This is a genomic window from Sphingomonas sp. Root720 (assembly GCF_001428605.1).
Lineage (GTDB): Bacteria > Pseudomonadota > Alphaproteobacteria > Sphingomonadales > Sphingomonadaceae > Rhizorhabdus.
Window position 1 is genome coordinate 359,878 of sequence record NZ_LMID01000015.1, and the last position, 14,130, is coordinate 374,007.

The 14,130-nt window shown below is 70.9% G+C and carries 15 protein-coding genes; 6 read left to right on the top strand and 9 right to left on the bottom strand.

Features of this window, described 5'->3' with window-relative positions; all coding sequences use genetic code 11:
• Genes ASE22_RS23890 through gspD form a run of 4 tightly spaced genes read left to right on the top strand, consistent with a single transcriptional unit; the run spans position 1 to position 3,735 of the window.
• Positions 1–462: a GspH/FimT family pseudopilin gene (locus ASE22_RS23890; protein ID WP_056365656.1), complete on the top strand. Its 462-nt coding sequence runs from the start codon at positions 1–3 to the stop codon at positions 460–462.
• Positions 459–842, top strand: a complete 384-nt coding sequence (gspI, locus tag ASE22_RS23895; RefSeq protein WP_056365659.1) for a type II secretion system minor pseudopilin GspI — start codon at positions 459–461, stop codon at positions 840–842. The genes ASE22_RS23890 and gspI overlap by 4 nt, the downstream gene beginning before the upstream one ends.
• A complete protein-coding gene (locus ASE22_RS23900; RefSeq protein WP_056365662.1) occupies positions 839–1,663 on the top strand; it encodes a type II secretion system protein N in 825 nt (274 codons plus the stop codon). The genes gspI and ASE22_RS23900 overlap by 4 nt, the downstream gene beginning before the upstream one ends.
• An 11-nt stretch (positions 1,664–1,674) precedes the next feature.
• Positions 1,675–3,735, top strand: coding sequence for a type II secretion system secretin GspD (gene gspD, locus ASE22_RS23905; RefSeq protein WP_056366180.1), 2,061 nt, complete (start codon positions 1,675–1,677; stop codon positions 3,733–3,735).
• A 452-nt stretch (positions 3,736–4,187) separates the two neighbouring features.
• Here gspD and ASE22_RS23910 read toward each other — a convergent pair whose 3' ends face one another.
• The 9 genes from ASE22_RS23910 to ASE22_RS23950 all read right to left on the bottom strand — a co-directional run bounded on the left by ASE22_RS23910 (position 4,188) and on the right by ASE22_RS23950 (position 10,956).
• On the bottom strand, positions 4,188–4,646 hold the full coding sequence (locus ASE22_RS23910) for a hypothetical protein (RefSeq protein ID WP_056366183.1): 459 nt from the start codon (positions 4,644–4,646) through the stop codon (positions 4,188–4,190).
• Positions 4,646–5,146 (bottom strand): hypothetical protein, encoded by a 501-nt coding sequence (locus ASE22_RS23915; RefSeq protein ID WP_056365665.1) that lies wholly within the window; start codon positions 5,144–5,146, stop codon positions 4,646–4,648. Before ASE22_RS23915 ends, ASE22_RS23910 begins: the two co-directional genes overlap by 1 nt.
• Positions 5,143–5,829, bottom strand: a complete 687-nt coding sequence (locus tag ASE22_RS23920) for a hypothetical protein (protein WP_056601282.1) — start codon at positions 5,827–5,829, stop codon at positions 5,143–5,145. Before ASE22_RS23920 ends, ASE22_RS23915 begins: the two co-directional genes overlap by 4 nt.
• A 15-nt stretch (positions 5,830–5,844) precedes the next feature.
• Entirely contained in the window at positions 5,845–7,908 is a 2,064-nt protein-coding gene (locus tag ASE22_RS23925; protein ID WP_056365671.1) for an NAD(+) synthase, read from the bottom strand.
• A 185-nt stretch (positions 7,909–8,093) separates the two neighbouring features.
• Positions 8,094–9,062 (bottom strand): GGDEF domain-containing protein, encoded by a 969-nt coding sequence (locus ASE22_RS23930; protein WP_235536003.1) that lies wholly within the window; start codon positions 9,060–9,062, stop codon positions 8,094–8,096.
• A gap of 143 nt (positions 9,063–9,205) precedes the next feature.
• Positions 9,206–9,418, bottom strand: coding sequence for a DUF2842 domain-containing protein (locus tag ASE22_RS23935; protein ID WP_056365673.1), 213 nt, complete (start codon positions 9,416–9,418; stop codon positions 9,206–9,208).
• Positions 9,415–9,996, bottom strand: a complete 582-nt coding sequence (locus tag ASE22_RS23940; protein WP_056365676.1) for a 5-formyltetrahydrofolate cyclo-ligase — start codon at positions 9,994–9,996, stop codon at positions 9,415–9,417. Before ASE22_RS23940 ends, ASE22_RS23935 begins: the two co-directional genes overlap by 4 nt.
• Positions 9,997–10,417: 421 nt before the next feature.
• A complete protein-coding gene (locus tag ASE22_RS23945; RefSeq protein WP_056365679.1) occupies positions 10,418–10,756 on the bottom strand; it encodes a cell division protein ZapA in 339 nt (112 codons plus the stop codon).
• Positions 10,756–10,956, bottom strand: a complete 201-nt coding sequence (locus ASE22_RS23950; RefSeq protein ID WP_235536001.1) for a hypothetical protein — start codon at positions 10,954–10,956, stop codon at positions 10,756–10,758. The genes ASE22_RS23945 and ASE22_RS23950 overlap by 1 nt, the downstream gene beginning before the upstream one ends.
• 163 nt (positions 10,957–11,119) lie before the next feature.
• Here ASE22_RS23950 and tkt point away from each other — a divergent pair, with 163 nt between their 5' ends.
• Both tkt and gap read left to right on the top strand, forming a co-directional pair.
• The gene (tkt, locus tag ASE22_RS23955) at positions 11,120–13,087 is read left to right on the top strand and encodes a transketolase (protein ID WP_056365685.1); all 1,968 of its coding nucleotides are present in this window, start codon (positions 11,120–11,122) and stop codon (positions 13,085–13,087) included.
• 15 nt (positions 13,088–13,102) lie between these two features.
• Positions 13,103–14,113 carry a type I glyceraldehyde-3-phosphate dehydrogenase gene (gene gap, locus ASE22_RS23960; protein ID WP_056365688.1) on the top strand — a complete coding sequence of 337 codons (1,011 nt, stop codon included), beginning with the start codon at positions 13,103–13,105 and terminating at the stop codon, positions 14,111–14,113.
• Positions 14,114–14,130 lie beyond the last annotated feature (17 nt).

The window sequence follows — 14,130 nt, forward strand, 5'->3', positions numbered from 1 at the left end:
ATGCAGCCACGGGGGGCCGAATCGGGGATGACACTGGTCGAGATGCTGGCTGTGCTCGCGATCATCGCGGTCGCGGCGGGGGCGACCGTGCTGGGCATCGGCGCGGCCACCCGCGCACCCAGCGTCGAATCCGAGGCGCGCCGCCTGTCGAGCCGGCTCCAGTCGGTCGCCGACGAGGCGATGGTGAGCGACCGGCCGCTGGCGCTGACCTGGGACGAGAAAGGCTATGCCTTCGCCAGCTGGGACGGCCGCGACTGGCAGGCGGGCGAGGACGAAGGCCATGCCCGCCACCGCCTGCCCGCCGGCATCAGGCTCGACATGGGCCGCCGCCGGCCGCCGCTGCTGCTCGGGGTCGACGGAACCGGCGTCCCCGCGACGATCGGCCTGCGCGCGGGCGCCGACCGCTGGCTCGTCGTCTATGACGGGCTGTCGGCCAGCCCGATCCCGGTCCCGGCCGCATGACCGCGCTGCCGACCACCGCCGGCGAGCAGGGCTTCTCGCTGATCGAGGCGCTGGTCGCGCTGCTCGTCCTCGCCATCGCCGCCGCCGGCCTCGTCCGCGCCGCCGAGGCGCATGTCGATTCGATCCGCGGCCTCGAGCGCCGCGCCGCCGCGCAGATCGTCGCGCAGAACCGGCTTGCCGAGCTGGCGGTGCCCGGCCTCCCCGCCGGCCCGGCACAGGTCGAGATGCTGGGCCAGCGCTGGGCCGTCGCGGTGACCGAGACCGGCACCGACGATCCCGACCTCGTCAAGCTCAGCGTCGCGGTGGCGGATGCCCGCGATCCCTCCTCGCCGCTCGTCACCCTCGACGGCTTTCGCGATAAGGGCACGACGACGCGATGACCCCGCGCCAGGCTTCCCGCGCCGCCGACCTCTTCACCGGCCTCGTCGTCGCCTCGGTCGCGGTCGCGCTGGCCGGACTGACCTGGCACATCCTCGGCGCCGGTCCCGCCGATCCGCCCTCGGCCACGACCGCCGCCGCACCGGCCGCCGCGATCGACATCGGTCCCGCGCTGGCGCTGGCGCCGTTCGGCCGGCCCGACGCCGCCTCGGCCCAGCCGACCACGCTCGCCATCCAGCTGCGCGGCGTCATCCTCGCCGATCCGCCCTCGGCCTCGAGCGCGCTGATCGCGCCGACCGGCGGACGCCCGGTCTCCTATGGCGTCGGCCAGGCGGTGCCCGGCGGCGCGACGATCGAGGAGATCGCGTTCAACCGCGTGCTGCTGCGGGTCAACGGCCGGCTCGAACGACTCGACCTGCCGCGCATCTCGGCCGGGGGCGAGGCGCCCGCCGCGCCGCCGGCGATGCCCTCGCCGCCGGGCGCCGTCCCGGCGAGCGGCCCATCCGACGGGTCGGGGCCGCAGCCGATGCAGGCGATCGCGCCGCCGCCCGCCGCGCCGACCGGGGCCGAAGCATCCTCGCTGCTCGACGGGCTGGGCGCGGCCCCCGTCGGCGGCGCCTATCGCATCGGCGCCGATCCGTCCGCGGCCGCGCGCAGGGCCGGGCTGCTGCCCGGCGACCTGATCGAGCGGATCAACGGGCTGCCCGCCACAGCGGTCACCGCCGACCGCCAGCTCATGGCCCAGGTCATGGCCGCCGGTCCCGCCCAGATCGACGTGCTGCGCGGCGGCAAGCGCGTCTCCTTCTCCTTTTCCCTCCGTTGAGGAACCCGATCGTGTCCCTGTTCGCCCGCACCGCCCTCTCCGCCCTGGTCGCCGCCGCGCTCGCCGGCACCCCGGTCATGGCGCAGAGCGCCGGCCAGCCCGCCCCCGCCGACGTGGTCGTCAACATGCGCGCCGTCGACATCGCCGACGTCGCCGAGCAGATCTCGCGCATCACCGGCCGCACCCTGATCCTCGACCCGGCGGTCAAGGGCACGGTCAACGTCACCTCCGCCGAACCGCTGTCGGTCGACGGGGTATGGGACCTGTTCCAGTCGGTGCTCCGCGTCCACGGCTTCGCCGCGGTGAAGTCGGGCCGGTCGTGGCGGATCATCCCGCAGGCCTCGGCGATCCGCGACGCGGGTTCGGGCGGGCGGCTGTCGGGCCAGGACGTCACCACCCGCATGATCCGGCTGCAGAACGTCTCGGGCGAACAGGCCGTGCGCGTCTTCCGCCCGCTGGTCGCGCAGTTCGGTAGCGTCGAGGCGATGGCCAGCCCCAACGCGATCATCGTCACCGACTATGCCGAGAATGTCCGCCGCATCGAGCAGCTGGCCCGCGCGCTCGACAGCGGCGGCGGCGGCCGCTTCGACAGCATCACCCTGCGCTACGCCAACGCCAAGGACGTCGCCGCCGCGATCGCGGGGGTGATGGGCGACGGCACCGCGACCGGCGGGCCGCGCGTGGTCGCCGACGAACGCAGCAACATCGTCCTCGTCCGCGGCGAGCCCAACATGGTGTCCGAGGCGCGCCGGCTGGCGCACACGATCGACAAGCCCGGCGCGGGCGTCCCGGTCACCCGGATGATCCGGCTCAACAATGGCGATGCCGAATCGGTGACCGAGGTGCTGCAGGGCGTGCTCGGCGAGCAGGGCGCCGTCACCAATCCCGCCGCCCGCGCGGTAGCCGGCGGCCGCGCGCGGATCACCCGGCAGCAATCGAACGGCAATGCCCAGGCGGCGGGCCTCTCGCTCGGCTCGACGCCGGCGACGCTCGGCGGATCGGCCGACGCCGGGTCCTTCGGCGGCGCCGGTGGCGGAACCGACGGCGGCGATGCGACGCCCAAGGGCTTCTCGACCCCCGACCTGACCGTCCAGCCCGCGCCCGAACTCAACGCGATCGTGCTGCGCGGCACCCCGGCCGCCATCGCCGAGGTCGAGCCGCTGATCGCCCAGCTCGACGTGCGCCGCCCGCAGGTGCTGATCGAAGCGGCGATCGTCGAGATCGCCGGCGACCAGGCCGAGCAACTCGCGGTCCAGCTCGGCATCGGCGCGGCGGCGATCAATCGCGCGAGCGGCGGGGCGACCTCCTTCACCAGCCCGGGACCGTCGCTCCAGCAGATCCTGACGGCGATCGGCGCGCCCGCCGCCGCCGCGGTGCTGCCCAATGGCGGGTCGGCCTCGATCCGGGTTGGCGACAATTTCAGCATCCTGCTCCAGGCGATCGGCCGGTCGACCCGCTCGAACCTGCTGTCGACGCCGAGCCTGACGACACTCGACAACGAACCGGCCGAGATCGTCGTCGGCCAGAACGTCCCGTTCCGCACCGGCAGCTTCGCGACCGACGGCAACACGCTCAACCCGTTCACGACGATCGAGCGCCAGGATGTCGGCCTGACCCTCCGCGTCGTGCCGCGCATCCACCAGGGCAATGTCGTCCGCCTCGAAGTCGCGCAGGAGGTTTCGTCGCTGACCGACGGGGTGACCGGCGCCGCCGACCTGATCACCAACCGCCGCAGCATCCAGACCTCGGTGCTCGCCGACGACGGCCAGACGATCGTGCTCGGCGGCCTGATCAGCGACGACCGCGTCCAGACCCGCAGCCAGGTGCCGATCCTCGGCGACATCCCGATCGCGGGCGAGCTGTTCAAGTCGCGCCGCGAAAGCCATGTGAAGCGCACCCTGTTCGTCTTCCTGAAACCGACCATCCTGCGCGACCGCCAGGCCGCGAACGACGTCACCCAGGCCAAATATGCCCGCACCCGCTACGACGAGGCGATGCTCGGCAAGGGCCCGCCGCTGCTGCTGGAACCGCCCAGGGCGCGCCTGCCGGTCGAGATTTCCGGGGTCTATTGACCGGGCGTTCGCCCACTCAACCGTCATCCCGGCGAAAGCCGGGATCTCCCTTCTTCTCCACCATCGCCGGTGGCGGCGCCCCAAAGGCAGTGAGATCCTGGCTTTCGCCAGGATGACGCCGAGGGAATCATTGCCGGCCTCCCTCCACCCCGTCATGCCAGCGTTCGCGGGACCTTTGCGTAAACGCCGTCCCCTTGCCGTCATCCCGGCGAAAGCCGGGATCTCTCTTCATCTTCGTCTTTCTTCCCGGAGGGCGGAAAGGCAGAGAGATCCCGGCTTTCGCCGGGATGACGAGGAAGAGAATGGACATGGGCTCTTACGCAAAGGTCCCGCGAAGGCTGGCATCCATGTCTGTCTTCCCACGCGATGCCGTCTGGCTGATGAGAGACATGGACCCCAGCCTCCGCGGGGGTGACGTTGAAAAAGTCACGCCTCTCCAAATATCTGCGTGCCTATTGCCCCCCCACCGCGTCCGGCTCCGCCTCGGGCTCCGGCTCGACGGCGGGGAGGAAGGAGCGCACCCGCCGCCCGCCCCGGCTGAACAGCGCCGCGTCGGGCGACAGGCTTTCCAGCCGCCAGCCTTCGTAGCTCTCGCCCGGCGCCAATGTCCTGCTGGTGCCGTCGGCCGCGCGGACCATCGCGATCGCCGCGTCGGGCAGGCGGCCGGCGATGCCGATCAGCTTCGGGGCATCCTCGGCGGCGGGCGCCCTCGCGGGATCGAGCGGGTCGAGGAACAGGCGGCGCGCGGCGCCATCGGCACCGGGCGGGACCGGCGCCGGCACCACCGTCTCGCCGCTCGCCGCCGCGATCGGCAGCGGCGGCTGCGCGCGCCACAGCAGCAGCGCGGGCGCCGCGAGCGCGACCAGCGCGGCGGCGGCGAGCCACGGGGCTCCGGCGGGCGGGCGGCGCATCAGCGCGGCTCCCACACCGCCATGGCGCGGGCGTCGAGCCGGATCGCGGTCTCGGCCGGACCGGTCCGGGCGATCCGCCAGCGGACGAAGCGGATCGCGGGCCGCCCCGCCTCGAGCAGCCGTGCGACATGGAGGATGTCGGCTTCCGCGCCCGACAGGGTGATGTCGACCATCAGCTCGGCCGGCATCGCCGTGTCGGCGGGGACCAGCTCGATCCGTTCGGGCAGCAGGCGCCGCTCGGTGGCGGCCCTGCGGACGGTCGCGAGCATCGCCGCCTCGGCTGCGCGCCGGTCCTCCTCGGGATAGGAGAGCTCGGCCGGCAGCAGCCGCGCGGCCGGGGCGGCGCCGGCGCGCACCATCGCCTCGACCTGCGCCAGCCGCGCCCGTGCCCGCTCCAGCGCACCGAGCCCGGCCCAGGCCAGCGCCGCCGCGCCGAGCAGCGCCAGCCCGAAACCGATGCCGGCGAGCGGCGTCGGGCGCCAGGCGGACGGACGGATCATCGCACCCGTCCCGTCAGGATCACGTCGATCGTGGCGCCCTCGGTCCTCGTCTGACCGATCTCGCGCAGCGCGCCGAACAGCGGATCGGCGGCGAGGGCGGTGCGCAGCCGGTCGGGATCGGGGGTCTCCACCTCGACGGTCAGCGCACCGTTTTCGGCCAGCGCCATCGCGACGAGCCCGGCCTCTTCGGGCAGCAGTGCGCGCAGCCGGCCGGCGAGCCCGCTCATCGACGGGACCGCCATCACCGCCTCGACGTCGTCGCGCGCGCGCTCGACCGCCGCGACCCGGACCGACGCGGCGATCGCAGGGGCCTGCCGCTTCGCGATCCGCGCCGCCTGCCAGCGGTCGAGCCCGACCAGGCCCCAGGCACCGATCGCGGTGGTGAACGGGACCGTGGCGAGGAGCAGCGCCGCACCGGTCAGGACCGCGCCCGACGGCCGCGCCAGCCGCGCCGGCCAGGCCGGCCGCAGGCGGGGGAAACGCCAGCCGCCCCGGGCGATGCGCTCGCCGAGCATGTCGAACAGGCTGGGGCCGATCGGCTCGATGCTGACCGGGTCGAGCCCCGCCGCCGCGAGCCGCGCGCGCGCCGCCGCCGCATCCTCGGCGCGGACGATCCGGATCTCGGACGCGCCGCTCCGCCGGAGCATGACGCAGCGATAGCGTGTCAGCTGCTCCCCCGACATGGTGCGGCCTGCGCCCTAGTCCTCGACGCCGTCGAGCGCGGCGGCCAGCTCATCGAGCCAGACCTTGGCGGTGCCGTCCGACGGCGCCCGCCAGTCGCCGCGCGGGCTGAGCGCGCCGCCGCCCGACACCTTCGGCCCGTTCGGGATCGCCGACCGCTTGAACTGGCTGGTCGTGAAGAAGCGGAACAGGAATTTCTCCAGCCAGGCGCGGATCGTCGCGAGGTCGTAGCGGTTGCGCAGCTCCGCCGGGAAATCGGCGGGCCATAGCCCGGCATCGGCATCCTTCCACGCGTGCCAGGCGAGGAAGGCGACCTTCGACGGCTTCAGCCCGTGCCGCACGACATGGTGCAGGAAGAAATCGTTGAGCTCATAGGGGCCGACCTTGGATTCGGTGCTCTGCATCCCGCCCTCGGCATCGGCCGGGATCAGCTCGGGCGAGATTTCGGTGCCGAGGATCGCGGTCAGGATCGCGTCGGTCGCCCGATCGAACTGGTCGGTGCGCACGCACCAGCGGATCAGATACTGGATCAGCGTCTTGGGCACGCCGGCGTTGACCGCATAATGGCTCATCTGGTCGCCGACGCCATAGGTGCACCAGCCGAGCGCCAGTTCGCTCAGGTCGCCCGTCCCCACGACGAAGCCGCCATGCTGGTTGGCGAGGCGGAACAGATAGTCGGTGCGCAGCCCCGCCTGCACATTCTCGAAGGTGATGTCGTAGACCGGCTCGCCGCCGGCAAAGGGGTGATCCATGTCGCCGAGCATCTGCCGCGCCGCCGGACGGATGTCGATCTCCGCGGCGGTGATGCCGAGCGCGCGCATCAGCGCCCAGGCGTTGGCCTTGGTCGCGTCGCCGGTCGCGAAGCCGGGCATGGTATAGCCGCGGATCGCCGTGCGCGGCAGGCCGAGCCGGTCGCAGGCCTTCGCCGCGACGATCAGCGCATGGGTCGAATCGAGCCCGCCCGACACGCCGATCACCATCGCCTGGCCGCCGGTCGACTCGAAGCGCTTCACCAGCCCCTCGACCTGGATGTTGAAGGCCTCGTAGCAGTCGGCGTCGAGGTCGCGGGGATCGGCCGGCACGAACGGGAAACGCGCGACCGGGCGGCGGAGCCCGACATCGGCGCGGTGCGGCCGGTGCTCGAAGCCGATCGTGCGGAAGCGCGTCTCGGGATGGCCGTTCGCCGCCGCGCAGTCGTCGAAGGTACCGACCCGCATCCGCTCGAGCCGCAGCCGCGCGACGTCGACATCGGCGGCGATCAGTTCGGGGTCCATGCCGAAGCGACTCGATTCGGCGAGCGTCTGGCCCAGCTCGTGGATCATCGCCTGCCCGTCCCAGGCGAGGTCGGTGGTGCTCTCGCCGGGGCCGCTCGCCGAATAGCAATAGGCGGCGATCGCGCGCATCGATTGCGAGGCGGCGAGCAGGGCGCGGTCGCGCGCCTTGCCGATGATGATGTTGGACGCGGACAGGTTGCACAGGATCAGCGCGCCGGCCATCGCCCCCGCGGTCGATGGCGGCAGCGGCGCCCAGTAATCCTCGCAGATCTCGACATGGAAGACGAAGTCGGCGAGGTCCGACGCGGCGAAGACGAGGTCCGGGCCGAACGGCACGGCCTGCCCGCACAGCCGCATGTCGAGCCCCGCCAGGCCATGGCCGAGCGCGAACCAGCGCTTCTCGTAATATTCGCGGTAATTGGGCAGGAAGCTCTTCGGCACCACGCCGAGGATGCGGCCGCGCGCGACCGCCACGGCGCAATTGTAGAGCCGCCCGTTGCGGCGGATCGGCGCGCCGACCAGCAGCACCGGCGCGAGATCGGCGCTCGCCGCGACGATCCCGGCCAGCTCGGCCTCGACCCGGTCGAGCTGGGCGTCCTGGAGATGGAGGTCGTCGATCGCATAGGAGGACAGCGCCAGCTCGGGCAGGACGAGCAGGTCGACGCCCTCGGCGTCGGCGCGGCGCGCCAGCTCGACGACGCCCGCCGCGTTCGCCGCGACGTCGCCCGTGCTCGCGGCCGGCGTGCCGGCGCCGACGCGCACGAAGCCGTGGCGGTGGATCGAACGGAAGGGAATGGCAGCGGGCATCAGGGCTCTCGATCGGCTGGCTTCGCTTCGCCCCATAGAGGAAGCGGCGGGGAAGCGCCAATCCCGGCCCATACCACAGGCGTCATCCCGGGGAACGCCGGGATCTCACTGCCTTGCGGCGCGGATCGAGGGATGAGGAAGAAGAGAGATCCCGGCGTTCGCCGGGATGACGGCCCCAAGGGGAGCTATTCCGCCACGCTGATGCGGTTGCGGCCGTCCTGCTTCGCCCGGTAGAGCGCGGCGTCGGCGCGCTTGAGCAGCGAGCCCGGCGAATCGTGGCCGTTGATCGCGGCGAGCCCTCCCGAGAAGCTCAGCCGGCCGAGCGACTGGCCGGTGTGGGTCACCTTCAGCTCGCGCGCGGCGATCGCGGCGCGGATCTTGTCGAGGGTCGCCATCGCGTTGGCGGCGGCGCCGCGTTCGAACACCATGACGAACTCCTCGCCGCCATAGCGCGCGACGAACACGTCGCCGTTCGCGACGCGGCCGAGCGACGAGCCCACGAACTTGATCACCTCGTCGCCGATCTGGTGGCCATGGGTGTCGTTGAACAGCTTGAAATGGTCGATGTCGCAGATCGCCAGCGCCAGCGCCGAATCGGCGCGGCGGGCCTTTTCGAACGCGCCGCGCAGATGCTGGTCGAGCGCGCGCCGGTTCGGCAGGCCGGTCAGCGGGTCGCTGTTCGCCTTGTGGTGCGCGGCGGCGAGGTCCTTGCGCATCGCGCTCATCTGCTGCTCGGTGCGGCGCAGATCCTCCTCGGCGACCTGGGCCTTGTCGATCATCGACCGGGTGAGATCGACCAGCTTCTGCACCGTCAGCGCGGGCGAGCCGTCGGTCTCCAGCCCCTCGGCCTCGTGCGCCAGCGCCTCGCCATAATCGCGCGCCTCCTCGCCCGACCGGGTGAGGATCGTCGCCATCTGCTCGAGATAGCCCTGCGCCTCCTGCGCCATGCGCGACAGTTCGTCGGTCGACAGGCCCGGCTCCAGCTTGGTCGAGATCGCTGCCGCGACCGCGTCGCTCAGCGCGCCGTCCTTGGAGATCGCGCGGTCGACCATCGCGTTGAGCTCGCCGTCGCGGCCCGACAGATAGCGGTGGCACAATTCGAAATTCGCCGGGGAGGGTTCGAGCCCGTGATCGAACAGAAGCTTGCCGATCATGTCATACAGGCGTCGCCATTCGGCACGCGCAGCTGACTTCTCGGCTATTCTTTCGTCTTTCACCGCGACACCCCTGATCTCCGGCATCGGGATAGCGCGAGATTCGATACATCCGGTTAATGCCTACCCGTATTTTTACGTGGTCAGCGCCGCCAGCGGCCGGTTTCCATCCAGGCCAGCAGCGGTTTGAGCGGCAGGATCCAGACGATGCCCGCGACGATGTAGACGGGTGCCTGGACCAGCGCGGGGAGCGTCCCGATCCACGGGGACGCGGTGGCGACGATCGCTGCCCACACCGAAATGATGAGCAAGATCAGGAAGATGCCGGCGGATTTTCGCCAGCTCGGTTCGCTCATGATCGCCTTGGTCCTTCGATGATTCCCACGTTGGTAACGACCGCGTCGAGCGGCACGTCCCACGGATCGCAGCCTATGGCGGGGCGCTGCTGGATCGACCAGCCCCAGCCGATTTTTTTGGCATGCGGCAGCGCGGCGAAGGCGCGGTCGTAGAAGCCGGCGCCCTGGCCGATTCGATTCAGCGCCGCGTCGAAGCCGAGCAGCGGCGCGACGATCAGCTCGGGCCGGATTTCCGCCGATTCGGCCGGCGGCTGCAGCAGGCCGCGCCATCCCGGCTCGAGCGGATCGCCCGGCCTCCAGAGCAGGAAGCGCATCGGCGCCGATCGGGCCTCGACGCGCGGCAGCGCCACCGCGATCCCGCGCGCGATCGCGGCATCGATCGCCGCCGCGCAGCCCATCTCGCTGCCGAGGGCGACGTAGAAGGCGATGCTCCGCGCGGTACCGGCGCGGCGCATCAGCCGGGCCGCGGCGGCACCCTCGAGCCGCTCGCGCTCGCCCGGCGCCAGATCGAGCACGAAGGCGTCGCGCGCGGCGCGCAATTCGGCGCGCAAGGCGGGCTTGGGAAGCGCGCCGCTCATCGCGGGAGGGACGGCGGGGTGGCGGGACCGCCATGGTCGTTTGCTGGAATATCCTCTGACGCCAAAAGCATCAGGTGGGGACCATGTGCATCGGACCAGGATCCGAACAGGGACAGCCCCCTAGGAATGTGAATCGCCTCAGGGATGTTCTCTGCAGCTCGTGCCGGGCAGTACCCGCCATCGCCATATGTAATATCGATGGTCGTCGCGCTCAAGGGCGGCTCCCTTCGAAAGAACGCGCCATGCCGGACCCGGGCGTCATCGCTTGGCGCATGACGACCTGCAACGGGCGCTTTCGGCGTTCCAGGCCCTGGGCAGGCGGGAAACGAAGGTCCACCACCACGCGCACGACAGTGGGAGATGTTTCGCCCGCCAAAGGATGACACGCCCTTGTTCAGCATGACGGGCAGTTAGGAGCTCCCTACTGCCCGCCCCGCTCCATCTGGTCGGCGAGCCGCTCGACCCGTTCGGCGATCCGCTCGATCGCGACCGCATAAGCGGGATCGGGCTCGGCGGCGCTGGCGGCCGCCGGTTCCCGGCGCGCGACCGCGGCCGCGCCGCGCATGTCGTTGAGCTCGTCGGCGAGCAGCAGCGCGGAGAGCAGCAGGGTGCGCGCCTCGGTCATCTCGCCCAGCGCGCCGGTCAGCTCCTCGGCCTTCGAGCCGACCATGTGGACGAGCGCGCGGAGATGGTCCTCCTCGCCGTCGCGGCAGCTGAGGCGATAGCGCCGGCCCGCGACATCGACATCGACATCCGCCATCAGTTCGCTCCCAGCAACCGGTCGATCCGCTCGATCGCCGATTCGGTCGCCTCGCGCAGCGTGCGGTGCCGTTCGGCGAGGCGGAACAGCGCCTCATTCTCGTCATGGCCGAAGGACGGCGCCGATTCGACGCCCGCTTCCAGTCGGGCAATCGCGCGTTCGAGGCGGCCTAGCGCCAATATGAGGCGGTGATCTGTCATCGATTCGGAGGAATAGCAGCCTCCTGACGCCCCGCAAGCGCCCGAAGCCATTCGCCGATGGTCGACCCGGTGGTTGACGATGCCGCTCCGGCACGACAAAGGGTCCGCGCGAACAGCGAACAGGCTCGTTCGATCGATCCCGCCGGTCTGCAGAAGGTTTTCTATGACGATTGCATCGAGGCAGCTCGCCAATGCCATTCGCGCGCTTGCGATGGACGCCGTGCAGGCCGCCAATTCGGGCCACCCCGGCATGCCGATGGGCATGGCCGACGTCGCGACCGAGCTGTTCACGAAGCATCTGAAATATGATCCGGCCCAGCCCAAATGGGCCGACCGCGACCGCTTCGTCCTGTCGGCGGGCCATGGGTCGATGCTGATCTACGCGCTGCTGCACCTGACCGGCTATGCGCGCCCGACGATCGAGGACATCCGCAATTTCCGCCAGCTGCACAGCCCGTGCGCCGGCCATCCCGAGAATTTCGAGCTGGCCGGGGTCGAGGCGACCACCGGGCCGCTCGGCTCGGGCCTGGCCACCGCGGTCGGCATGGCGATCGCCGAGCGTCACCTGAACGCGACCTTCGGCACCGAGCTGGTCGATCACCACACCTGGGTGATCGCGGGCGACGGCTGCCTGATGGAAGGCGTCAACCATGAGGCGATCGGCCTGGCCGGCCACCTCAAGCTCGGCCGCATGATCGTGCTGTGGGACGACAACCGGATCACCATCGACGGTGCGGTCTCGCTCAGCTCGTCGGAGGACGTCCTCGCCCGCTACGCCGCCACCGGCTGGCACACGGTGAGCTGCGACGGCCATGATCCCGACAGCATCAACAAGGCGCTGGAAGCGGCGAAGGCCGATCCGCGCCCGTCGATCGTCCAGTGCACCACCGTGATCGGCTATGGCGCCCCCAACAAGCAGGGCACCTCGGCCACCCACGGCGCCGCGCTCGGCGTCGAAGAGGTCGCGGCCGCCCGCGACCATCTCGGCTGGACGTCCGAGCCCTTCGTCATTCCCGAGGACATCAAGGCCGCCTGGGCCGAGGCCGGCCACCGCGGCACCGCGGCGCGCGGCGCCTGGGAAGCGCGCCTCGCCGCGTCGAAGGACCGTGCCGAGTTCGAGCGCCGCATGGCCGGCGAGCTGCCCGCCGGTTTCTCGCTCGACGCCTATCTCGAGGGCCTGATCGCCGCCCCGCAGAAGGTCGCGACCCGCAAGGCGTCGGAAATGGTGCTGGGCCCGATCAACGACCAGCTGCCCGAGACGATCGGCGGATCGGCCGACCTGACCGGATCGAACAACACCAAGACCAAGGGCCAGGCACCGCTGACCGCCGACGACTATGCCGGGCGCTACGTCTATTACGGCATCCGCGAGTTCGGCATGGGCTGCGCGATGAACGGCCTCGCGCTGCACGGCGGCGTCATCCCCTATGGCGGCACCTTCATGGTGTTCTCCGACTATTGCCGTGCCGCCATCCGCCTGTCGGCGCTGCAGCAGCAGCGCGTCGTCTACGTCATGACGCATGATTCGATCGGCCTGGGCGAGGACGGCCCGACCCACCAGCCGGTCGAGCATCTGATGAGCCTGCGCGTGATGCCGAACCTCGACGTCTATCGTCCGTGTGACGCGATCGAGACCGCCGAATGCTGGGCGCTCGCGCTGGAGAAGGCCGACGGCCCGTCGCTGCTGGCGCTGTCGCGCGAAGGCCTGCCGCAGGTCCGCACCGACATCAGCGAGAATTTCTCGGCGAAGGGCGCCTATCGCCTCAAGGCCGCCGAGGCCGCGCGCAAGGTGGTGCTGATCGCCAGCGGCTCCGAGGTCGAGATCGCCCTCGCGACCGCGAAGAAGCTCGAGGAGGCGGGCCATGGCGCCGACGTCGTCTCGATGCCGAGCTGGGAGCGGTTCGACGCGCAGCCGGCCGGCTATCGCGACGCGGTCCTGCCCGACGACGCGCTGCTCGTCTCGATCGAGGCCGGCACGACGATGGGCTGGGAACGCTATGTCGGCCGCAAGGGCCTGCGCTTCGGCGTCGACGGCTTCGGCGCATCGGCCCCCGTCAAGGCGCTCTACGATCATTTCGGCCTGACGGCCGACAAGCTCGCCCCGCAGATCATCGGGGCGCTCGCCAACTAAGAGGAGTATCGGCACATGGCAGTCAAGGTTGCGATCAACGGCTTCGGGCGTATCGGCCGACTGGTGGCGCGGGCCATCCTGGCGAAACCCGAGAGCGGGCTCGAGCTGGTGGCGATCAACGATCTCGCCGATGCCAAGTCCAACGCGCTGCTGTTCAAGCGCGATTCGGTCCATGGTCCCTATCCGGGCACGGTCGAGGTCGACGGCAACGACCTGATCATCGACGGCAAGCGCGTCAAGGTCTCGGCCGAGCGCGACCCGGCCAACCTGCCGCACAAGGCGAACGGCGTCGACATCGCGCTCGAATGCACCGGCTTCTTCACCGACCGCGAATCGGCCGAGAAGCATCTCGCCGCCGGCGCCACCCGCGTCCTGATCTCGGCCCCGGCCAAGGGCGTCGACCTGACCGTCGTCTACGGCGTCAACGACGACAAGCTGACCGCCGACCACAAGATCGTCTCGAACGCCTCGTGCACCACCAACTGCCTGGCGCCGCTCGCCAAGGTGCTCAACGACTCGATCGGCATCGAGCGCGGCCTGATGACGACGATCCACGCCTATACCAACGACCAGAAGATCCTCGACCAGATCCACAGCGACATGCGCCGCGCGCGCGCCGCCGCGATGTCGATGATCCCGACCACGACCGGCGCCGCCCGCGCGGTCGGCGAGGTGCTGCCCGAACTGAAGGGCAAGCTCGACGGTTCGGCGATCCGGGTGCCCACCCCGAACGTGTCGATGGTCGACCTGACCTTCACGCCGAAGCGCGACACGACGAAGGACGAGGTCAACGCACTCCTCAAGGCGGCGTCCGAGAGCGGCCCGCTCAAGGGCATCCTCGCCTATAGCGAGGAGCCGCTGGTCTCGATCGACTATAACCACAATCCGGCGTCGTCGACGATCGACAGCCTCGAGACCGCCGTGCTCGAAGGCAAGCTCGTCCGCGTGCTGAGCTGGTACGACAATGAGTGGGGCTTCTCGAACCGGATGGTCGACACCGCCGGCGCGATGGGCAAGCTCATCTGAGTGGAACGGCCTTCCTT